Annotated in this window: 20 protein-coding genes; 15 read left to right on the top strand and 5 right to left on the bottom strand. The window is 36.0% G+C overall.

What is annotated here, in order from left to right; all coding sequences use genetic code 11:
• Positions 1-6 precede the first annotated feature (6 nt).
• Complete coding sequence (locus GYV61_RS01585; RefSeq protein ID WP_174794500.1) at positions 7-1,578, top strand: glycoside hydrolase family 30 protein; 1,572 nt, start codon at positions 7-9, stop codon at positions 1,576-1,578.
• A gap of 15 nt (positions 1,579-1,593) precedes the next feature.
• Complete coding sequence (locus GYV61_RS01580; RefSeq protein WP_174794494.1) at positions 1,594-3,165, top strand: glycoside hydrolase family 30 protein; 1,572 nt, start codon at positions 1,594-1,596, stop codon at positions 3,163-3,165.
• Between the two features lie 322 nt (positions 3,166-3,487).
• On the opposite strand, the gene GYV61_RS01575 is transcribed toward GYV61_RS01580, so the two are convergent.
• The 3 genes from GYV61_RS01575 to GYV61_RS01565 form a co-directional block, all read right to left on the bottom strand.
• A complete protein-coding gene (locus GYV61_RS01575) occupies positions 3,488-4,366 on the bottom strand; it encodes a YitT family protein (protein WP_046324883.1) in 879 nt (292 codons plus the stop codon).
• Between the two features lie 150 nt (positions 4,367-4,516).
• On the bottom strand, positions 4,517-5,053 hold the full coding sequence (gene msrA / locus GYV61_RS01570) for a peptide-methionine (S)-S-oxide reductase MsrA (protein ID WP_174794493.1): 537 nt from the start codon (positions 5,051-5,053) through the stop codon (positions 4,517-4,519).
• Between the two features lie 148 nt (positions 5,054-5,201).
• Complete coding sequence (locus GYV61_RS01565; protein WP_174794492.1) at positions 5,202-6,029, bottom strand: pyruvate, water dikinase regulatory protein; 828 nt, start codon at positions 6,027-6,029, stop codon at positions 5,202-5,204.
• Between the two features lie 164 nt (positions 6,030-6,193).
• On the opposite strand from GYV61_RS01565, the gene rpsU reads away from it, so the two are divergent.
• The 10 genes from rpsU to rpoD all read left to right on the top strand — a co-directional run bounded on the left by rpsU (position 6,194) and on the right by rpoD (position 16,301).
• Complete coding sequence (gene rpsU, locus GYV61_RS01560; RefSeq protein ID WP_009560161.1) at positions 6,194-6,370, top strand: 30S ribosomal protein S21; 177 nt, start codon at positions 6,194-6,196, stop codon at positions 6,368-6,370.
• 138 nt (positions 6,371-6,508) lie between these two features.
• Entirely contained in the window at positions 6,509-6,952 is a 444-nt protein-coding gene (locus GYV61_RS01555; protein WP_046324880.1) for a GatB/YqeY domain-containing protein, read from the top strand.
• A 24-nt stretch (positions 6,953-6,976) separates the two neighbouring features.
• Positions 6,977-7,927, top strand: a complete 951-nt coding sequence (locus GYV61_RS01550; RefSeq protein ID WP_110446122.1) for a PhoH family protein — start codon at positions 6,977-6,979, stop codon at positions 7,925-7,927.
• A 5-nt stretch (positions 7,928-7,932) separates the two neighbouring features.
• Positions 7,933-8,457 carry an rRNA maturation RNase YbeY gene (gene ybeY / locus GYV61_RS01545; protein WP_174794491.1) on the top strand — a complete coding sequence of 175 codons (525 nt, stop codon included), beginning with the start codon at positions 7,933-7,935 and terminating at the stop codon, positions 8,455-8,457.
• On the top strand, positions 8,457-9,365 hold the full coding sequence (era, locus tag GYV61_RS01540; protein ID WP_046324877.1) for a GTPase Era: 909 nt from the start codon (positions 8,457-8,459) through the stop codon (positions 9,363-9,365). Before ybeY ends, era begins: the two co-directional genes overlap by 1 nt.
• A gap of 1 nt (position 9,366) precedes the next feature.
• Positions 9,367-10,122 (top strand): DNA repair protein RecO, encoded by a 756-nt coding sequence (gene recO / locus GYV61_RS01535; RefSeq protein ID WP_174794490.1) that lies wholly within the window; start codon positions 9,367-9,369, stop codon positions 10,120-10,122.
• Positions 10,123-10,365: 243 nt separating this feature from the next.
• The gene (gene glyQ / locus GYV61_RS01530) at positions 10,366-11,283 is read left to right on the top strand and encodes a glycine--tRNA ligase subunit alpha (protein WP_046324875.1); all 918 of its coding nucleotides are present in this window, start codon (positions 10,366-10,368) and stop codon (positions 11,281-11,283) included.
• Positions 11,276-13,342, top strand: coding sequence for a glycine--tRNA ligase subunit beta (gene glyS / locus GYV61_RS01525; protein WP_174794489.1), 2,067 nt, complete (start codon positions 11,276-11,278; stop codon positions 13,340-13,342). The genes glyQ and glyS overlap by 8 nt, the downstream gene beginning before the upstream one ends.
• Before the next feature lie 15 nt (positions 13,343-13,357).
• Positions 13,358-15,166 (top strand): DNA primase, encoded by a 1,809-nt coding sequence (dnaG, locus tag GYV61_RS01520; protein WP_174794488.1) that lies wholly within the window; start codon positions 13,358-13,360, stop codon positions 15,164-15,166.
• Between the two features lie 13 nt (positions 15,167-15,179).
• Positions 15,180-16,301 carry an RNA polymerase sigma factor RpoD gene (gene rpoD, locus GYV61_RS01515; protein ID WP_084619548.1) on the top strand — a complete coding sequence of 374 codons (1,122 nt, stop codon included), beginning with the start codon at positions 15,180-15,182 and terminating at the stop codon, positions 16,299-16,301.
• A gap of 44 nt (positions 16,302-16,345) precedes the next feature.
• Here the strand turns inward: rpoD and GYV61_RS01510 are convergent, their stop codons facing one another.
• Positions 16,346-17,575: a CPBP family intramembrane glutamic endopeptidase gene (locus tag GYV61_RS01510; protein ID WP_174794487.1), complete on the bottom strand. Its 1,230-nt coding sequence runs from the start codon at positions 17,573-17,575 to the stop codon at positions 16,346-16,348.
• Positions 17,576-17,586: 11 nt separating this feature from the next.
• Positions 17,587-18,027 carry an 8-oxo-dGTP diphosphatase gene (locus GYV61_RS01505; RefSeq protein ID WP_174794486.1) on the bottom strand — a complete coding sequence of 147 codons (441 nt, stop codon included), beginning with the start codon at positions 18,025-18,027 and terminating at the stop codon, positions 17,587-17,589.
• A gap of 266 nt (positions 18,028-18,293) precedes the next feature.
• Between GYV61_RS01505 and GYV61_RS01500 the strand changes: the two genes are divergently transcribed.
• Genes GYV61_RS01500 through pepT form a run of 3 tightly spaced genes read left to right on the top strand, consistent with a single transcriptional unit; the run spans position 18,294 to position 21,022 of the window.
• Positions 18,294-18,977, top strand: a complete 684-nt coding sequence (locus tag GYV61_RS01500) for a tRNA (adenine(22)-N(1))-methyltransferase (protein ID WP_174794485.1) — start codon at positions 18,294-18,296, stop codon at positions 18,975-18,977.
• Entirely contained in the window at positions 18,970-19,767 is a 798-nt protein-coding gene (locus tag GYV61_RS01495; RefSeq protein WP_174794484.1) for a Nif3-like dinuclear metal center hexameric protein, read from the top strand. The genes GYV61_RS01500 and GYV61_RS01495 overlap by 8 nt, the downstream gene beginning before the upstream one ends.
• 13 nt (positions 19,768-19,780) lie before the next feature.
• Entirely contained in the window at positions 19,781-21,022 is a 1,242-nt protein-coding gene (gene pepT, locus GYV61_RS01490) for a peptidase T (protein WP_174794483.1), read from the top strand.
• Positions 21,023-21,317 lie beyond the last annotated feature (295 nt).

Genomic DNA, 21,317 nt, shown 5'->3' with positions numbered 1-21,317 from the left:
AAAATTATGTCAAATATTAATAAATCGAATCAATTTTCGCAAGAATTTTGGACAGTCACAGCTGGTGATCTTTCGCAGAAGCGTACGCCTTTAAATACGCCGCAATTACAGGACAACGTTCAAAAGGATGTTTATAAAATCATTATTGATCCTGCCGATAAGCATCAAGATTGGTTAGGTGCAGGTGCTGCTATTACGGATGCCGCAGCCTCATTAATTTGGAAACAGAGTAAAGAACAACGTAGCGCTTTACTACATGAATTGTTTGATCCTGAGCAGGGTGCTTATTCCATGATTCGTATTCCCCTAGGATCTTGTGAACCAGCTAGCCAACCATATTATACATATGATGACGTTCCATTTGGAGAGCATGATTCTAATCTTGCCAAGTTTTCAATTGGTGAGGGTACCCCTGGAGCACCCAATGCGACAAAAGATTTGAAGTATATCGTACCAGTAGTACAAGAAATTTTACAAATTAATCCAGCAGTGAAAATCATGGCTTCTCCATGGTCAGCGCCAGCTTGGATGAAAAATACTGGCGAATTGAAGATGGGTGGACACTTACGGTTTGGTGAGTATACAGGATACAGCTATGATGATAAAGATACTTTTGAAGGCGTGTATGCCCAATACTTTGTCAAGTATCTGGAAGCATATAAAAAACTAGGTATACCGATTTATGCGTTAACTATTCAAAATGAACCGTCTAATGCGGCTGCCTGGCCAGCTATGATTTGGACAATTCCTGAAATAGCTAATTTTGGATACAAGTATTTACGTCCTGCCTTAGACAAGTCTTTCCCTGACACTAAGATTTATTTCTGGGATGGCAGTTTTAATGTGTTAAACACTAACCTAGCAGAGCAGATAACCCCGCAACAAGCTACCGCGTTTGATGGGTTTGCTTTTCACACCTATGATGGGCCTTACAGTAATTTATTTAAAGGTAGTCGGGCCTTTCCTAACTGGAAATCATCTATGACTGAACGTCGCTGCATGCTAGAAGAAACTCCAGAGGATGCATCGCATATTATGATGGGCTTAATTGGTAACTGGCTGGTACGCCAAGGCACATCATCAATTATTTTATGGAATATGGCTCTGGATGAACGCGGACTACCTAATATGGCTGGATCTACAGGACGTCGCGGAGTTGTTACAATTGACCACAAGACAGGTAAAGTTCAACGCAATCTGGAATATTATATGTTGCGTAACTTTGGTCAAGATGTTGAGCCGGGATCTAAAGTCATAGGATCAACAACGTATACGCAAGATGGATATACTGGCGGCATTGGATCTGTAGCCTTTTTAGCACCAAACGGAGATATTGCGGCACACTTGTATAATCCTACAGGAAAGGCATTGAAAGCCGCAGTAGCTATAAGTGGACAAGCAATGAAGTGGCAAGAAGTAACAGTACCAGCATGGGGGACAGTAACTTTGCATAAATCTAATAGCAAGATCAACACAAGTTCACCGCGTTCAGATGAGGCATTTAAATTAAATCCATTGCCAAGCAACTTATCAGAAGATGAAGCTCCAGGCAAAGGTGTAAACAAAAATAAAAGATAATATAGGAGGAAAATTATGTCAAATATTAATAAATCGAATCAATTTTCGCAAGAATTTTGGACAGTCACAGCTGGTGATCTTTCGCAGAAGCGTACGCCTTTAAATACGCCGCAATTACAGGACAACGTTCAAAAGGATGTTTATAAAATCATTATTGATCCTGCCGATAAGCATCAAGATTGGTTAGGTGCAGGTGCTGCTATTACGGATGCCGCAGCCTCATTAATTTGGAAACAGAGTAAAGAACAACGTAGCGCTTTACTACATGAATTGTTTGATCCTGAGCAGGGTGCTTATTCCATGATTCGTATTCCCCTAGGATCTTGTGAACCAGCTAGCCAACCATATTATACATATGATGACGTTCCATTTGGAGAGCATGATTCTAATCTTGCCAAGTTTTCAATTGGTGAGGGTACCCCTGGAGCACCCAATGCGACAAAAGATTTGAAGTATATCGTACCAGTAGTACAAGAAATTTTACAAATTAATCCAGCAGTGAAAATCATGGCTTCTCCATGGTCAGCGCCAGCTTGGATGAAAAATACTGGCGAATTGAAGATGGGTGGACACTTACGGTTTGGTGAGTATACAGGATACAGCTATGATGATAAAGATACTTTTGAAGGCGTGTATGCCCAATACTTTGTCAAGTATCTGGAAGCATATAAAAAACTAGGTATACCGATTTATGCGTTAACTATTCAAAATGAACCGTCTAATGCGGCTGCCTGGCCAGCTATGATTTGGACAATTCCTGAAATAGCTAATTTTGGATACAAGTATTTACGTCCTGCCTTAGACAAGTCTTTCCCTGACACTAAGATTTATTTCTGGGATGGCAGTTTTAATGTGTTAAACACTAACCTAGCAGAGCAGATAACCCCGCAACAAGCTACCGCGTTTGATGGGTTTGCTTTTCACACCTATGATGGGCCTTACAGTAATTTATTTAAAGGTAGTCGGGCCTTTCCTAACTGGAAATCATCTATGACTGAACGTCGCTGCATGCTAGAAGAAACTCCAGAGGATGCATCGCATATTATGATGGGCTTAATTGGTAACTGGCTGGTACGCCAAGGCACATCATCAATTATTTTATGGAATATGGCTCTGGATGAACGCGGACTACCTAATATGGTTGGATCTACAGGACGTCGCGGAGTTGTTACAATTGACCACAAGACAGGTAAAGTTCAACGCAATCTGGAATATTATATGTTGCGTAACTTTGGTCAAGATGTTGAGCCGGGATCTAAAGTCATAGGATCAACAACGTATACGCAAGATGGATATACTGGCGGCATTGGATCTGTAGCCTTTTTAGCACCAAACGGAGATATTGCGGCACACTTGTATAATCCTACAGGAAAGGCATTGAAAGCCGCAGTAGCTATAAGTGGACAAGCAGTGAAGTGGCAAGAAGTAACAGTACCAGCATGGGGGACAGTAACTTTGCATAAATCTAATAGCAAGATCAACACAAGTTCACCGCGTTCAGATGAGGCATTTAAATTAAATCCATTGCCAAGCAACTTATCAGAAGATGAAGCTCCAGGCAAAGGTGTAAACAAAAATAAAAGATAATAGACAGTACAATATATAAATAAAAATAATTTTACTAAGATCGCACGATATTATTTAATTTGAGTGCGACCTTTTTATTGACTAAATAAAACATTCGGGTTAGATTAATTTATCTAAGTAAAGCCATTTTTAAAATTCGTACAGAATGTATATCATAACTTGATAGTAGGAAGAGTAATAAAAAAGAAAAGGATTGAGATAAATTTTAAAAACAGGTTTTCGATTAAGTATTAAAAGTTTGTCCATAGCTAAAATCTAAAAACTTAATTTTAGTCTTAATAATACCTTCATTAAAGGCCTGATGAATTATCATTTTTATTTTCTAAACTATTTCTTGCTCCTTAAAACTGCCATAAACTCGTTCTACTTCGGTAACACTCATAAAAGCATATGGATCGCTTTTTTTAACAATATGTAAAACGTCATACATATCATATCTATCAATAACTGTAATGAGAACTTTTTTCTCGTTATGGCTGTATGCACCCTCAACATCATGAAAGATAGTGATGCCCCGGTGCATTTTTTCTTGAATGCCATCAATGATTGTTTTAGGCTTTTCTGTAACAATTGTGACTTGTAATTTTTGATGCTGAGTGTATACAGCATCGATTACACGGCCATTGATGAAAATTGTCAAAGCTGAATAAAGGGCACGGGTCCAGCCGAAAGCAAAACCCGCAGCAGCAATAATAATCAGGTTAATTAAAATACTGATTTTACCGTAACTAGTACCCGTTTTCCTTTGAATTACTATTCCAATGATATCCAGTCCGCCAGTTGAAATACCATTCTTTAGAGCAAAACCTGTTCCCAGTCCGTTGATCATACCACCAAAAATAGCACAGACAAGAGGGTCAATATGCATATTCACCGGTTGAATGACTCTCATCATAATTGAACCAAGTATGACAGTAATAATGGTAAAGAAGGTAAATTTATGGCCAATCTTTATCCACGCTAAAAGAAGTAGGGGCAAGTTAAGAACAAAGTAGAGGACTGAAGTTGACAAGGTAAAGGGCAAAAACCGCTCGCTCATAGTGTTAATCAATTGTGCAAAACCAGTAACCCCCGAGGAGTACATGTGGCCGGGTGTCCAAAAGAAATTTAAAGCTACGGCAACCGCTAATGAATAAAAAAAAGATGCAGAAATTTTTGATAGTAGGTTATACCGCCGATTGAACGCGTCAAGTTGATCCATTGTTAATAAATCCTTTTTATTAAGCACTCTAATTAATTTTTATAAAATAATAAAATACTAGTTTTTATATTAAATATAAAAACTAGTATTTTTCTTAAGTATACTAACACAACTACGTAAAATTTAAAGCACTTTTGGTCAAAACTTTGATTAATTCTGCCAATGTTTTTTTATGAAATCTGCTCTACCACCAGACTCTTCAAGATTGTACCGGAAAGGATTTTTTTTGTAAAAATCCTGATGGTAATCTTCTGCCGGATAAAACGGTTTAGCAGGTTCAATTTGAGTAACAATGGGGGCATCAAATTTGCCGCTATTTTGTAAAGCTTCTTTTGAATTTTCAGCTGCTTCTTTTTGAGCAGGGGAATTATAAAAGATTACTGGACGATAGTTATCTCCACGATCCTGAAATTGTCCGCTTGCATCTGTAGGATCCGTTACTTGCCAATAGTAGTCCAATAATTTCTGATACGACATAATTTCAGGATCAAAAGTTATTTCCACTGCCTCTGTATGACCAGTAGTTCCAGTGCAAACTTGCTCATAAGTAGGATTTGGGACATGACCTCCTGTATATCCAGAAATCACTTTCTTAATTCCAGGCAGTGAATCAAAAGGTTTAACCATGCACCAGAAGCACCCACCAGCGAAAATCGCAGTATCTAGTTTTTCATTATTTGCTTGCATAATTTGGCCCTTTCTATGAACTAAAATCTGTTATTGCCTACTTCTATTTTATTTTTTGAGCCACCTTACTGCAATTAATCAGCCTAGATATTCTTAAACTTGGCGCTTTTTTAAATAAGCCATTATCAGTTAAAAATTTCACTAGAAATTATTTTTGGACTCCTAAATGATTCATTATGATAGCTGCTGTTTCTTCAATTGAGCGGTGCGCAACGTTAATTACAAAACAGCCTAATTTATCATAGAGTTTTTGCGCAGAATCCAATTCCTTTTTAATCGCATCAGTATTAGAGTAAGACGTATCAGGACTCAAACCATAAGAAATCATTCTTTCACGCCTAATTTCATTTAAAACGGATAAATCGTTAGTCAAACCAATAATCTTTTTAGGATCAATTTGATATATTTCTTTAGGAATATGGGTGTCAGGCACCAGCGGTAAATTCGCTACCTTCAAATTTTTGTTTGCTAAAAATAAAGATAAAGGCGTTTTTGAAGTCCTTGAAACTCCCAGCAGAACAACATCTGCTTCCAAAAACCCTTTAGGATCCTTCCCATCATCGTACATTACAGCAAACTCCATTGCAGAAATCCGATCGAAGTATTTTTGGTTCATTTTGTGTTGTGCACCAATTTTTTGCTCAGGTTTAAGACCAGTCAATTTTTGGATAGACTCAATTGCAGGCGACAGAATATCTACGCTTTCGATGTGATGTTCTCTGACAAAGCGAATAACTGGTATTTGCATTTCATCTTTTACCAGGCTGTAAATAAGTAACAAATTAGGGTATTGTATTATCTCTTCAAAAGTCTCCTCTAATTTTTCTTTGTTAATTATGAAAGGATATCTTCTGTAAGTGATTTGCGCGTCAGGAAATTGTGCTGCGGCAGCTACAGCATTATTGAACGCTGTATCTCCTGCAGAATCTGAAATAATTATAATGTTAACTTCTTTTTTTGGTGTCGCTTCAGCCATCATTTACTCCTTTTTTAATTTATTATACAATTTAACAAAAGTCATTAACAGGTTAACTTTTTTCTAAAAAATATTGAACGTTTGTATTGACCGATTGTTGATGTTTGATATAATTTAGTTAAATGTATGACGGTAACGTCAAGAAATGGAAGGAGGGATCACATATGGCCAAGACAGTCGTTCACGAAAACGAGTCTATTGATGATGCTCTTCGTCGTTTTAAACGTTCCGTTTCTAGAAGCGGTACTCTACAAGAATACCGTAAGCGCGAGTTCTATGAAAAACCTAGCGTTCGTAGGAAACTCAAGTCTGAAGCAGCTCGTAAACGTAGACATTATTAATTATAAACGACTTTTATCAAAAGATAGAAGTCGTTTTTTTCATTACAAATATCAAAAGTTTAAGGCATCATTTAATTTAAACTAAGGTTCAAATTTGATATAATTTACCTAGACTTTACACAGAAAGAGGGAATTTATTTGAGTTTGTCTGAGCAAATAATGTCAGATATGAAAGACGCAATGAAAGCACGTGATAAAGTAAAATTAAACACAGTGCGTATGATAAAAGCAGCTTTGATGAATGAAAAGATTAAAGCTGGTCATGATTTAACCGCTGATGAAGAACTGACAGTTCTCAGCAGAGAAAAGAAGCAGCGTGAAGAATCAATTGCAGAATTTACTAAGGCTAATAGAGACGACTTAGTAGGAGAAACCAAACAGGAATTAGCTATTGTTGAAAATTATCTGCCCAAGCAAATGACAGATGAAGAGCTCAACCAGGCTGTTTCCCAAGCAATTTCTGAAACTGAAGCTAAGGGCAAGTCCGATTTTGGCAAAGTGATGAAAGCTTTGATGCCTAAAATAAAAGGTAAAGCTGATGGTAAAGCAGCTTCTAATGCGGTGCGTAAGCAGTTAAGTTAAACGCAAGAAAAGGAGCAGAGTTATTTGGCCCAAACCAATTTTATTCCTAAAAATCCTGAAAATATCCAAAAACTAGTTGGAGTTAATGATAGTAACTTGAATCTTTTATCAACTGGCTATAATACTAGTGTAATTGACACTGGTAATAGCATTGCCATTCAGGGTGAAGATAAAAATATCAAGAAAGTATCAGCTGTTCTGCAAGCTTTGGATAATGTAGTTAATGCCAATATCAACATTGGTCCCGCTGATGTTGTGAGTGCCATGAAAATGGCCGATAAAGGTACTACGGAATATTTTCCTGACTTATACAAAAAGATTTTAATTCGGGATGCTAAAGGCAAACCGATTAGAGTTAAAAATATGGGTCAGAAAAAGTATGTAGAAGCAATTGAAAAAAATGATGTTGTATTTGGTATTGGTCCTGCCGGTACTGGTAAGACATTTATAGCGGTGGTATGTGCAATTGCTGCTTTTAAAAGAGGAGAAGTTTCTAGAATTGTATTAACTAGGCCTGCTGTTGAAGCAGGAGAGTCATTAGGCTTTTTACCTGGTGATTTAAAAGAAAAAGTTGATCCTTACTTAAGGCCAATCTATGACTCTCTTTATGCTATATTAGGAACAAATACTACTGATCATTTAATGGAACGGGGAGTTATTGAAGTAGCTCCTTTGGCTTATATGCGCGGACGCACTTTGGACGATGCTTTTGTGATTTTAGATGAAGCTCAAAATACCACTGATGCTCAAATGAAAATGTTTTTAACAAGACTGGGTTTCAATTCAAAAATGATTGTTAATGGTGATATGACTCAAGTTGATCTTCCTGGAAAACAACGTAGTGGATTAATTGATGCCCAGAGAATTTTAAAAAATATTGCTGAAATAAAATTTATTTGGTTTTCAGCTAACGATGTTGTTCGTCACCCGGTTGTTGCCAAGATTATTAATGCATATGAAAAGGAAGATAAATAAAATTAATGAACCCAATTGATATTACTTTCAATGATGAAGTTGGTTTTCTTGATGATAAAACGCGTGATTGGAAGAAATGGATTAATGACCTTCTTTTGCTTGCTAAAAATGATATTGCTAAAAAGAATAACTTGGAAATGAGTATTAATTTTGTTGATGAAGAGAAAAGCAATGAAATTAATAAGAAATATCGTGACAAAGACAGACCGACTGATGTTATTTCGTTTGCCATTGAAGATGGTGAAGACCTGTTGGATTACAGTACATTTGAAGATGATCCAGAATTCAGTGAGGATATAGGCGATCTATTTATGTGTCCGAGTGTAATTATGCGTCATAGTAAGGATTATGGTACAGGTTGGGACCGCGAATTTGGTTATACCTTGGTTCACGGCTTTCTGCATCTTAATGGGTATGATCATATTAAACCAAATGAAGCAAAAGTAATGTTTAAAATTCAGGGTAAAGTTTTAGAAGAATATGGGTTGCCACTATATCCGGATCAACTTGATGAAGGCAGAGGAAAATAATGACTGATGATATAAAAAATAAATCTGGTTTTGTTGCTTTATTAGGAAGACCTAATGTTGGTAAATCTACCCTAATGAATTATTTAGTAGGTCAAAAAGTTGCTATTACCTCAAGTAAACCTCAGACTACGCGTAACAAGATTTCTGGCATTTTAACCACTGATGATATGCAGGCGGTTTTTGTTGACACTCCCGGTATATTTAAGCCCCACCTTGATTTAGATAATTATATGGATAAAGCCAGCTTGTCTAGCTTAAACGATGTCGATCTCATTTTATTTATGGTTGAACCAGAAAAAATGGGCAAAGGTGATGCTTATATTACTGATTTGTTGAAAAAAGCGAAGGTTCCAGTTTTGCTTCTTATTAATAAAGTAGATCAGGTTAATCCCAACGCACTGTTACCAATTATTGATCAATACCGTCAACTGGACATTTTTAAGGAATTTTTGCCAGTTTCTGCAACGCAGGGAATAGGGATTAGTGATCTGATTCAGGTGTTGCATCAATATTTACCTGTAGGACCTAAATATTATGGAACAGATCAAATAACTGATCGCCCTGAATATTTCATGGTAGCAGAATTAATTCGTGAACAAATTTTAAACCTGACTGCTGAAGAAGTTCCTCATGCTACTGCTGTTTGGGTCGAACAAATGAATAAGCATGAAAATAATAAACTGCAAATTGAAGCTACCATCTATGTTGAAAAGAATGGTCAAAAAGGAATTATTATTGGCAAAAGCGGAAAGATGCTGAAGCAGATTGGCATTAATTCCCGACATCAAATTGAAGATTTGTTAGGTGAAAAAGTCAATTTGCATCTCTGGGTTAAAGTTCAACATAATTGGCGTTCTGATCCACGCTTTTTAAAGCAAATAGGCTATAATCCCAAGGATTTTAGCTAAAATGGCACGACAATTAAAAGAAGTGCAGGGAATTATTTTTAAAAGGCAAAAATACCGTGAGGCAGATTTATTGGCAAAAATAATGACCAAGAATAATGGAATAATTACTCTACTTGCTCATGGAGCACTTAAGCCAAAATCAAAACTAGGTGCATCTTTACTTAATTTTTCCTATGGCACTTATGTCATATATTTTACTGGTCACGGTCTAAGTACGCTCAGAACTTATAAAGACGTCAGTCAATTTGATGGCCTGTTTAGTGATTTAACTAAAAATGCATATGCTTCTTTTATCCTTGATTTGATAGATCATGCTTTTATTGAATATCAAAATCTGGGTAAATACTATAATCTGGCAAATTTTGCGTTACAAAAAATTAACGCTGGAACTGATCCTGAAATGATCACCCAAATTGTGCAAATGCAATTATTGCAAGCTTATGGTGTTGAGCCAGAAATGCGTCATTGCGTTATTTGTGGTAAAGAACAAGGCGAATTTGATTATTCCATTAAAAGTGGTGGCATTTTATGTAGTCAGCATTTTGATACAGATCCTGGCCGATTACATTTAAAACCAAAGGAAACTGCTGTTTTAAGAACGATCTTTTTACTTCCTTTTGAACGGTTAGGCGACATCAAAATAAATACTGCTACCAAAACGGCGACCCGTAAGGCTATTGACCGCATATATCAGGAAACAATTGATCTTAACCTCAAAACTAAAAAGTTTTTAGATGAACTTAAATTAAACGAGTGAGTCTTCTGCTTCACTGAATTTTATGGTAAAATAATAATGTATTTTGGCGATAATGAGGATAAAAAAAGTACCTGTTAAGCGAGTGCTAAACAGTGGGAGAGCATCTGGGAAAAGGCACCTCTAGTCAATTTAATTAAGAGCAGGAATTATTTCCTGAATTAGGGTGGAACCGCGATTAAATCTCGTCCCTATGCATGTTTTGCATAGGCTTTTTTTATGGTCTGATGCAGGAAGGAAATATAAATGGCAAAGAAAAAATTAACTATTCAAGATATGGTTTTTAAATTAGAAAAATTTTGGTCTTCAAAGGGCTGCATGGTAATGCCCTCTTACGATGTTGAAAAGGGAGCAGGAACAATGAGTCCCTATACTTTTTTACGCGCTGTGGGACCAGAACCATGGGCTGCATGTTATGTCGAGCCATCAAGACGTCCGGCTGACGGCAGGTATGGTGATAACCCTAACAGATTGTTTCAACATCATCAATTCCAAGTGGTGATAAAACCTGCACCGGAAAATATTCAACAATACTACTTAGACAGCTTAAAAGAACTAGGTATCAATACACTTGAGCATGACATTAGGTTTGTAGAAGACAACTGGGAAAACCCTTCAATGGGCTGTGCCGGTGTTGGTTGGGAAGTTTGGCTTGATGGAATGGAAGTAAGTCAGTTTACTTATTTTCAAACCGTTGGTGAACTTGACGTTAAACCCACAATGAGTGAAATCACATATGGAGTGGAACGATTAGCTTCATATATACAGAATGTCAACTCTGTTTTTGACCTAGAATGGGGCAATGGTGTTTTATACCGTGATATATTTAAAGAAGCTGAATATGAAAACTCCAAGTATGCTTTTGAAGAATCAAATCAGGAAGATCTTTTACAGTTTTTTGATGTTTATGAAAAAACAGCTAAAGAATTAATCGGCCTAAACTTAGTTCAACCAGCGTACGATTATATTTTAAAATGTTCACACACTTTTAACTTGCTTGATGCCAGGGGAGCTGTTTCAGTTACTGAAAGAGCGGGTTATTTAGCTCGAATTAGAAATTTGGCTCATGAAGTAGCGGTATGTTTTGTAGAAGAACGCGAAAAAAGAGGCTTTCCGTTATTGAAAAAAGCAGAAGATAAGAAAGCGGGACTTGAAAATGGCTAAAGATTATTTATTTGAAATTGGTACTGAGGAAATGCCGGCTCATGTTGTTGAACGGAGTGTTAAACAGCTTGCGCAAAGAACAGAAAAGTTTCTTAAAGAAAAAGGTCTTAAATTTAAATGTACTAAAACTTTCTCAACGCCTCGGAGACTAACTGTCTTAGTTGAAGCTTTGGCGGAAAAACAAGAAGATATTGATGAAATAAAAAAGGGACCTGCAAAGAAAATTGCTCTTGACAAAGATAAAAATTGGACCAAAGCCGCACAGGGATTTGCCCGTGGCCAAGGAATGACCACTGACGATATTTATTTTGACAAATTAAAAGGTACGGAATACGCTTACGTGCATGTAAAAAAAGAGGGTAAAAAAACAAGTGATATCCTTTTGGGAATGAGTGAAATCATTAAGTCTATGACTTTTCCCACAAAAATGCGGTGGGATTCTCACGATTTCGAATTTGTCCGTCCTATTCACTGGCTTGTTTCACTATATGGCAGTGATGTAATACCCGTAAAAATTCTTGACATTACAGCTGGTAGAAAGACGGCAGGGCATCGTTTTCTGGGAGATAGCGTAGTTTTAGCCAATAGTTCCGACTATGAAGATGCGTTAAAAGATCAATTTGTGATTGTTGACGCAAATAAACGTCGGAAAATGATCATTGACCAAATGAATAAATTGGTTAAGAAAAATAATTGGCAAATTAAACCTGATGAAAGTTTACTTGAAGAGGTAACAAATTTAGTTGAATATCCTACTGTTTTTGCAGGTTCTTTTGCTAAAAAGTATTTGCAGATGCCCAAAGAAGTTCTTATCACTTCGATGAAGGATAATCAGCGTTACTTTGAAGTCTATGATCAAAATGGAGAATTAATTAATCATTTTATTGCTGTGCGCAATGGTAATAAAGATTACTTAGAAAATGTGGTTTCAGGAAATGAAAAGGTCTTGGTAGCACGACTTGATGATGCGCAATTCTTCTATGATGAAGACATAAAATATCCTCTAAGTCACTTTGTACAAAAATTGGACAATGTTTCGTTTCATGACAAAATTGGCTCAATGTCTGAGAAGATGAAGCGTGTCAATATCATTGGTGATTTCTTAGCAAAAAGATGGCACCTAGATAAGCAAGTTGTCAGTGATTTCGATCGTGCTAGCCAAATATATAAGTTTGATTTGGTAACTCAAATGGTAGGAGAATTTGCTGAATTGCAAGGTGTCATGGGCAAGCATTATGCCAAATTGGCTGGTGAAAAGGATGATGTTGCCGCAGCAATTGCAGAACATTATATGCCAACTACTTCAGAAGGAAATTTGCCCCAAACAACTGTAGGCTCCTTGTTATCTATTGCAGATAAATTAGATACTATAATTACCTTCTTTGCTGTGGGTATGATCCCTAGTTCATCCAATGATCCCTACGCTCTTCGCCGCTATGCTTATGGTATTGTGCGCATTTTAATAAACCAGAGTTGGTCATTACCTTTTAATGATGTCTTACCAGAGATTGTGTCGGCTCTTGAAAATCAAACTCCGGCTAAGCTGCCTAAAAAAGCTGAGCAGGAAGAAGAGATTTCTTTATTTATTCGTGATCGTATTAAACAGTACTTACAGAAAAATAATTATAAATATGACATAATTGATGCAGTTTTAGCTTCAAGTCAGCAGGATCCAATACAAATTTTAGCTGCAGCAAAAGTTTTGCAATTACATCATGATGATGATAAATTCAAACCAGTAGTAGAAAGTTTAATTAGAATTAATAATATTTTGAAAAAGGCAAAATATAAAGGTAAGAATATTGTTAACAAGGACTTATTTGATAACGATACCGAAATCCAACTTTCCGAGGGCGTTAACGATTTAAGTAAAATTGATAAATTAGCAGATCTTTATGACGGATTTGTGAAATTACAGCCAGTAATTGATCTTTACTTCGAAACTAATATGATTATGGCTAAAGATGAAGCTGTTAAAAATAATCGTTTGGCACAGCTAAGTGATGTGGCACAACTTTCAAAGCGATTGGGTGATTTAAGCAAATTAGTTATTAAATAAAAAGTAGGTGCAAAGATGGCCGGTCTTATACCTGAAGAAACTATTGCTAAAGTTCGTAATAATGTCAATATTGTAAATGTCATAAGCCAGTATGTTTCTCTAGAAAAGAAAGGCAAAGATTATGTTGGTCTTTGTCCATTTCATGAAGAAAAAACTCCTTCTTTTACTGTTAATGAAGGGAAACAATTTTTTAAATGCTTTGGCTGTGGCAAAGGTGGTAATGTGTTTTCTTTTCTAATGTATAAAGAAAATCTCACATTTCCTGAGAGTGTTCAAAAAGTTGCTGATTTTGGTCATATTGATATCGGACAATATAATAACCAAAAACCAAAGTTTTCCAATATTTTAATAAAAATTAATGAGGAGGCTGCCGATTTTTATCATAAAGTATTAGTTTCAACCAATGCTGGTAGACCAGGATATAATTATGCTAAACAACGTGGTCTTAACGATGAAATAATTGCTCATTTTCGTATTGGTTATGCTCCTAAACAAAACAATTTGCTTTTGACTTATTTAAGAGACCAGAAATTTAAAGATGAAGATTTGGCTGAGAGTGGCTTATTTGTGCAATCTCAGACTGGTGAATTATTTGATCGCTTTAGAGATCGGCTGATGTTTCCTCTCACTGATGAAGGCGACTATGTGGTTGGATTTTCTGGTAGAAGGCTTTCGCAAGATAAAACAGAAGCTAAATACATTAATAGTCCTGAAACCAAAATTTTTACTAAATCTAAAACTCTTTTTCATTTTGCGGAAGCAAAAAAAGCAGTCCGCAGCGAAAAGCATTTAATTTTGTATGAGGGATACATGGATGTAATTGCGGCCTATAAAGCAGGAATTAAATCCGGTATAGCTTCGATGGGAACCAGCTTGACTGATCAACAAATTTATATGTTACGCAGGATCACTAAAAATATCATTATTAATTATGACGGAGACGATCCAGGAATACACGCTGAAGAACGTGCAGCCAGAATGTTTAATAGCATTGGTGGTTTTAATTTAGGGATAGTAGTGCTGCCGGAAAAGCTGGATCCTGATGAATATGTAAAGAAATATGGTTGGGAAAAATATCAGGAAGAAGTTAAGGGTGCTTTAACTCCTACAGACTTTTTTCTTAAAAGGTTGGCTCAAAAATATAATTTAGCAAATGACCGCGAAAAATTGGCTTATCTCGACGAAGCAGTGAAAGAGATTGTTCAATTGTCTAATCCAGTAGAGCAAGATCTATATTTGGATAAGATTTCGCAACAACAAGGTGTTTCTAAGGATTCACTCAAAGTTAATTTTACCAAATATCGCAGACAGCAAAATGCGGCTAGAAGACACCAAAACAATTATGGTGTGCAACCTGAAGAAGCAAATAATAATTATCCTGATTCTCCTGTTGAACCTGAACAGAATTATAGTAAAAATGATCCTGTTCAAACTCGGTTATTATATTTATTTATTCATTCAAAACATGCTCGTGAATATTTATTATCGCACCAATTTTTATTTCCAGATCCCAAATATCAAAAATTAGCGGAATTATGGTTAAATTTTAGTGAAAATCAAGAAAATCCGGGAGTTAATAGTTTTTTAGATTTTATTCCTAGTGAACTTCAAGGTATAATAGTTAATGCTGAAATGACAGACATGCCCCAGGATTTTTCAGACCGCGAAATCGATGAGCAAATTAATGCTTTAAACAGGCGTAAAATTGATTTTAAACTACAGCAACTAATGAATGATTTACAAGATGCTAAACGTAAAACTGATACGGATGAAATATTAAGTATTACTCGTAAAATTTTGCAGTTAAAAAGGATCCAGGGTTAAAGGGGGGCTTATTGTGGTAGAAAATGGAAAAACCGCTAACACCGAAAAATTATCTTTAGACAAAATGGTCAAAAAGGTAGTTAAAGATGTTAAAAAAGATAAATCTATTACTGAAAAAGAATTCGTTGCTCAATTGATTAAGCCCTATAAACTACAGGGAAAAGCAGTTGACCAATTAGTTCAGGAATTTGAAGATAATGGCATTAGCATTGTTGACGAGAAGGGTAATCCTTCGAGATTAGCTTTAAAAAAGCAAAAAGATGTTGAAAAGGCTGAATTAAAAGATATGTCGGCACCTTCAAGTGTCAGAATGAATGATCCGGTCAGAATGTATCTGAAAGAAATCGGCCGCGTACCCTTACTAAATGCTGATCAAGAAATTTCTTTGGCAAAAAGGATTGAAAAAGGTGATGAAGAAGCTAAACAAGAATTGGCTGAGGCCAATCTTCGTTTAGTGGTTTCTATTGCTAAGCGTTATGTAGGTCGTGGTATGTCATTTTTGGACCTTATCCAGGAAGGTAACATGGGTCTGATGAAGGCAGTAGATAAATTCGATTACAGCCTAGGTTTCAAGTTCTCAACTTACGCAACTTGGTGGATTAGACAAGCTATCACCCGTGCAATTGCTGATCAAGCTAGAACTATTCGAATTCCGGTCCACATGGTTGAAACAATTAACAAGTTGATTAGAATTCAGAGACAACTGTTGCAGGACTTAGGACGTGAACCAACTCCTGAGGAAATCGGGGCAGAAATGGACATGCCTACTTCTAAAGTTAGGGACATTTTAAAAATTGCACAAGAACCAGTATCTTTGGAAACTCCTATTGGTGAAGAGGATGATTCACATTTAGGTGACTTTATTAAGGATAAGGATGCAACTAGTCCTGAACAACATGCTTCATACGAAATGCTCAAAGAACAATTAGAAGAAGTGCTTGACACTTTAACTGATCGTGAAGAGAACGTTTTAAGATTACGTTTTGGCTTGGATGATGGTCGTACTAGAACACTTGAGGAAGTTGGTAAAGTGTTTGGAGTTACGAGAGAGCGTATTCGTCAAATTGAAGCTAAAGCTTTACGTAAACTAAGACATCCAAGTAGGTCAAATCAATTACGTGATTTCCTAGATTAATTAGCCAAACAAAAGACAAGATTTGAAAAATCTTGTCTTTTTTATTAGCTAAAAGTTAAATCGCTAGCAGCATGATTATTTTCTAGTCCCCATTGCTGCAAATTATATGCGATAACACTTTTTCGCTTACCTGATAATAAGAAGAAAGCAAAAGCCAAATAGATCAAAGTGGTAATAAAGAGATATTCCCAGTCAAAGATATGGGGTACTGTCATAACTGTTGAGCCAGTAGCTAGGAAGGCTAGTATATCATAAACTGCATGATAGCCCAAATTAACCAAAAAAGAACCTGTATATAAATAAACTCCAGCAAAAACAATACCTGCGGCAAACGCATTAATCATTTGTAAAATTGTGGCAGAGAGTGGTTGCATTAGTGCGTTAGTAAGATGAATTGAACCGAAAAGCAAACCATCCAGTAATACTGCCAATAAAACTTGATTTTTAGAATTTTTAAATATTTTGAGTGATATACTTAAAACACAAAAACGCATTAACCATTCTTCAGCTACACCAGCTTCTATGCCCTGACAAATATACTGAGTTACGTGTTTTGTTGTTATATGAAAATCCCAGCGTGTTAGCAATTGTCCTAAATTATCTGCATCATTAAAAGCATTAATTAGGCAGTCAGCAATAATAAAAATAAATATAACCGCAAGAACTGAATACTTAGCTCTTGGACTTATTCTCAAACTCGGATTTTGATAATGCCAGCTTTTCATTACAACAATTGATGAAATCACAAAACAAATGCTACCTGTGATTCCTGTGGTGTTGAGAACTTGAAGCCAAGAATGGCTATCCATAGTTAAAATTTCAGGTAGCGAAACAATCAAACTTGCAAACAACAATAAAGTTATGATCTGGCCAATCGGATTCTTTATTTTGCCCCATGCCAGTTCCGCCATTGGAAGAAGCATAATGAGTTCATACAGGGTAAGGAGAATTAATAAAAAGATCGCATTCTTATTATTCAAAATTTTGATGAATGCTGCTTCCAAAGTGAGTAGTACAAAAAAGCATAATAATATATTGACAGACTGAAAATAATGATTAAAATAAACCAATTTTCTTTCAGGATGTTTTTCATATAAAAGGGTTAGTTGCAATAGAACCAGTATGAACAAAATTGGCAGAACTATTATTGCTCCTAGTCTACTCTTGGTCAGGGGTTTGATTATAAAAAATAGCCCAAATGCCACAATGATCAGAATTTCTTGGACTATTATTTGTCCTAAATGCCAACACTTAATTGCTTGTTCAGAAAGCATTTCGATACTCCTTAAAATAATTCATCCCGTTTACCGTCCAAGATATGCTCATCAATATCTTCATTAAAGTATACCAGCAAGTCACGGTCAAAATTATATGCTAATTTATGTTGGAAAAGTTCTTCTTTAGTCATCCACGTCAATTTGCCTTCTCTTGAGGCTTTGACTGTGCCAGTGAATTCAGTCGCTATATAAAAAAGAACAAGATAGCGGTGATCATTTTCATCATAAAATTGCTTAATGCCACATAGGCGCGGGTTTTTGATATCTAAATTTGTTTCTTCTTTAACTTCCCGCACCACTGAATCATAAAAGGACTCATGATCTTCAACATGGCCACCTGGAAAAGTAAGTCCTGGCCAAGAGGGATCATTACGATTCAACACTAATATTTTATTCTTGCTTTTAATCATACACATATTCGTTAAAGTAACTGGTTCGGTTCTATCCATTAAATGAAATATCTCTTTCTTTTAAGTCTTACATTAAATTATAAAATAGGAATTTAGAAAGAAAAAGAAAATTTTTACACTTTGTTTTAATATAGCAAGCAATGATTTTTGCTTTAGTTCTAAATGAAGCTAACAGATGTATCAGCGCTGTCAGACCGCCAGATTGCTTTAGAAACTAATAATAAGAGTAGCTAAATTTATTATTTTATTTTTATCTTATAAAAAGCATTATGCTAAAATTCTATTATAAAGAAAGTAGGATGAGGATGAATTTACGATTAAGTACTTTAGCACAAATGGTTGATCAAGGAGCCCGTGTAGCAGACATTGGAACAGATCACGCTTATTTACCGATCCAATTAGTAAAAGAGGGTAAAGTGGATTATGCTATTGCCAGTGATGTAGCAGCTGGGCCTTTAGAAAATGCTGAAAAAGATATCATTGCTGCTGGCTTAAAAAACAAAATTGAAACTCGTTTAGGATCTGGACTTGAAACAATTAGCGCCAAAGACAAAATTGATACAGTGGTAATTGCCGGTATGGGTGGCAAGTTAATGACCAATATTTTAAACGAAGCTTGGTCAAGAAATTTTCATTTTGCTACATTAATTTTGGAGCCTAATGTGGGGGAGCCGGGTGTGCGTGAATGGCTTTCGGCACATAAGTATCAAATTATTAACGAAAAAATTATCGCTGAAGCCGGACATATATATGAACTGATTAAGGCACAAGAGCTGGAAAATACTATCAGTTTAACTGACCGGCAAATATTTTTTGGACCTGAAATTCTAAAAGAAAAAAATCAAGTTTTTTATCAAAAATGGCGTGATCAATTAGCTTACCATCAAAGGCTGCTAACTAATTTAAATAAGGCCCAGGAAAAAGATGGGGCACATATTAAGCAAATTGAATCTGAAATAAAAATGATTGAGGAAGAATTAAATGACTAAAGTAAAGGATATAGTTGCTGTCTTGAGACAACATTTTCCAGAAGAAATAGCTAGCCAAGGTGATCCAATTGGCATCCAAATAGGCTCACTTGAGCAAAATGTCACTAAAATAATGACCACCTTAGATGTCAGACCACAAGTGGTGGACGAGGCAGTGCAAAATGGTGTTGACTTGATTATCAGTCATCATCCCTTGATGTTTCGCCCCGCTCCAAACTTGGATTTTGCCAATCCCCAATATGCTATGTACGGTAAAATAATTGCTCATGGCATTACGGTCTATTCTATACATACTAATTCAGACAAGGCTGAAGATGGTTCAAGCGACTGGCAAGCTGAAGAGTTGGGTTTGAAAGACGTTGAGCCGTTTTGTCCAGATAATGATGGCATTGCTATAGGACGTAAGGGGAGATTGCTTCAGCCACTTTCTGCCAAGGAATTTGCTTATTACGTCAAAGACAAGATGCAGGTAAAAATGGTAAGATTAATTACTGCTGATAATCAGCAGACTATATCTTCAGTTTGTTTTATTTGTGGTGATGGCGGTAAATATTGGCATCAAGCAGTAGAAGAGAATATTGATGCTTTTATTACAGGAGATGTTTATTACCATACAGGCCACGATATGATTTCTGCCGGTCTGACGGTAGTTGATCCAGGTCACTACACTGAAAAGATTTTTAAAGAAAAAATTTATCAAAAGCTGCATGAATGGAATAAAGAAAACTCTTGGAATGTCGAAATCACCCAATCTGAAGTATCGACTAACCCATTTCAAGATTTATGTTAATTAAGGAGATAAGATGGAGTATCCAAATTTATTACCAAGATTTTTAAAATATGTCAAAGTTAATTCACGCTCTGATGAGCATTCAGACAGGTTTCCTTCAACTAAGCGTCAAGAAGATTTTCAAAAACAGGTTATTTTACCTGATCTCAAAGAGCTTGGCCTGAAAGATGTGCATTATAATCAGAAATCAGGCTGTGTCATTGCGGAAATTCCGGCTAATGTAGATTATGATGTACCTGTAATGGGACTTCTAGCGCATTGTGATACCGCAGACTTTAATGCGGAAAATGTCAAACCGCAAGTTCATGAAAATTATGACGGCAAATCAAAAATTCGCCTTGGAGATTCCGAATTCTATTTAGATCCTGCCGAATTTCCGAACTTAAAGAAATATGCGGGACAGACTATTATTACAGCTTCAGGAGACACACTGCTTGGCGGGGATGATAAATGTGGCGTAGCGGAATTAGTTACATTAGCAGAATATTTGTTAAACCACCCAGAAATCAAACACGGTAAGATTCGCTTTGGTTTTACTCCTGACGAAGAAATCGGTATGGGGGCCCAGCATTTTGATATTGATGAATTTGGGGCAGATTTTGCCTTCACAGTAGACGGTGGGGCTCCTGGAAAGTTAGATTGGGGTACTTTCTCCGCAGCTACATTTACTCTAGATATCCAAGGCGTAAATGTACATCCTTCAGTAGCTAAAGATCAGATGATTAATGCTATCCAAGTTGGCATTAACTTCCAAAATCAACTTCCGCAAAACGAAGTCCCTGAAAAAACGTCCGGCAGGGAAGGCTTTTATCATCTAACCAATTTTACTGGTACAGTTGATAACGCTCAAATGGAATACATCGTCCGCGATTTTGAAAGAGATGGTCTGGAATATCGTAAAAATAAAGTCAAGGCTATTGTTAATCAAATGAACAAGGACTTTGGTACTGAGAGAATTAAGCTTAACATGAGAGATCAGTACTACAACATGGCCGATATTCTTAAAGATCACATGGAGATTGTTAATTTGGCAAGAAAAGCATATAAGGCAGAAGGCTTAACCATTAATGAAGATCCAGTAAGAGGAGGAACTGATGGTTCACTTCTGACTTATAGAGGCTTACCTTGTCCCGACCTTTTCTCTGGACAGGAAAACATGCATGGCAGGTTTGAATATACCGTTCTTGAGTCTATGGCAAAAGCAGTAGACGTCATGATAAAAATGGTACAAATGAATGCTGCCGCTAATAAGTAGTGAAACAAAAACGGGCCTTTTTAAGACTGTTTATAAAAAAATTAAAAATTAAAAGCTTGTTCTGATAAAGGAATTTAAGCTTATAAAAGGTTAGCAAAATTATGCACAGTTATTAAAAATATGCTAACGAGCACCTAAAATCATTATCAAAAATGGTTTTAGGTGCCTTTTTTATTTCTTGTAATATTAACAGGCAAGATGTGGAACATTTAAATTATTCTAAGACTTTTGATTAAAAATAAATTTGCAAAAAAATAAAATTTATTTTATTATATTAGTGTATTATTTATGTAGC

Origin of the sequence: Lactobacillus melliventris, from assembly GCF_013346935.1 — a bacterium.
GTDB lineage: Bacteria > Bacillota > Bacilli > Lactobacillales > Lactobacillaceae > Lactobacillus.
The sequence above is the reverse complement of the archived record's forward strand: the minus strand, read 5'-3'. Positions and strand labels throughout refer to the sequence as shown.

Bases quoted from the DNA above. Each gene is read 5' to 3' on its own strand.
- GYV61_RS01585 (WP_174794500.1), top strand. From the start codon at position 7: ATGTCAAATATTAATAAATCGAATCAATTTTCGCAAGAATTTTGGACA.
- GYV61_RS01580 (WP_174794494.1), top strand. From the start codon at position 1,594: ATGTCAAATATTAATAAATCGAATCAATTTTCGCAAGAATTTTGGACA.
- GYV61_RS01575 (WP_046324883.1), bottom strand. From the start codon at position 4,366: ATGGATCAACTTGACGCGTTCAATCGGCGGTATAACCTACTATCAAAA.
- msrA (WP_174794493.1), bottom strand. From the start codon at position 5,053: ATGCAAGCAAATAATGAAAAACTAGATACTGCGATTTTCGCTGGTGGG.
- GYV61_RS01565 (WP_174794492.1), bottom strand. From the start codon at position 6,029: ATGGCTGAAGCGACACCAAAAAAAGAAGTTAACATTATAATTATTTCA.
- rpsU (WP_009560161.1), top strand. From the start codon at position 6,194: ATGGCCAAGACAGTCGTTCACGAAAACGAGTCTATTGATGATGCTCTT.
- ybeY (WP_174794491.1), top strand. From the start codon at position 7,933: ATGAACCCAATTGATATTACTTTCAATGATGAAGTTGGTTTTCTTGAT.
- era (WP_046324877.1), top strand. From the start codon at position 8,457: ATGACTGATGATATAAAAAATAAATCTGGTTTTGTTGCTTTATTAGGA.
- recO (WP_174794490.1), top strand. From the start codon at position 9,367: ATGGCACGACAATTAAAAGAAGTGCAGGGAATTATTTTTAAAAGGCAA.
- glyQ (WP_046324875.1), top strand. From the start codon at position 10,366: ATGGCAAAGAAAAAATTAACTATTCAAGATATGGTTTTTAAATTAGAA.
- glyS (WP_174794489.1), top strand. From the start codon at position 11,276: ATGGCTAAAGATTATTTATTTGAAATTGGTACTGAGGAAATGCCGGCT.
- dnaG (WP_174794488.1), top strand. From the start codon at position 13,358: ATGGCCGGTCTTATACCTGAAGAAACTATTGCTAAAGTTCGTAATAAT.
- GYV61_RS01510 (WP_174794487.1), bottom strand. From the start codon at position 17,575: ATGCTTTCTGAACAAGCAATTAAGTGTTGGCATTTAGGACAAATAATA.
- GYV61_RS01505 (WP_174794486.1), bottom strand. From the start codon at position 18,027: ATGGATAGAACCGAACCAGTTACTTTAACGAATATGTGTATGATTAAA.
- GYV61_RS01500 (WP_174794485.1), top strand. From the start codon at position 18,294: ATGAATTTACGATTAAGTACTTTAGCACAAATGGTTGATCAAGGAGCC.
- GYV61_RS01495 (WP_174794484.1), top strand. From the start codon at position 18,970: ATGACTAAAGTAAAGGATATAGTTGCTGTCTTGAGACAACATTTTCCA.
- pepT (WP_174794483.1), top strand. From the start codon at position 19,781: ATGGAGTATCCAAATTTATTACCAAGATTTTTAAAATATGTCAAAGTT.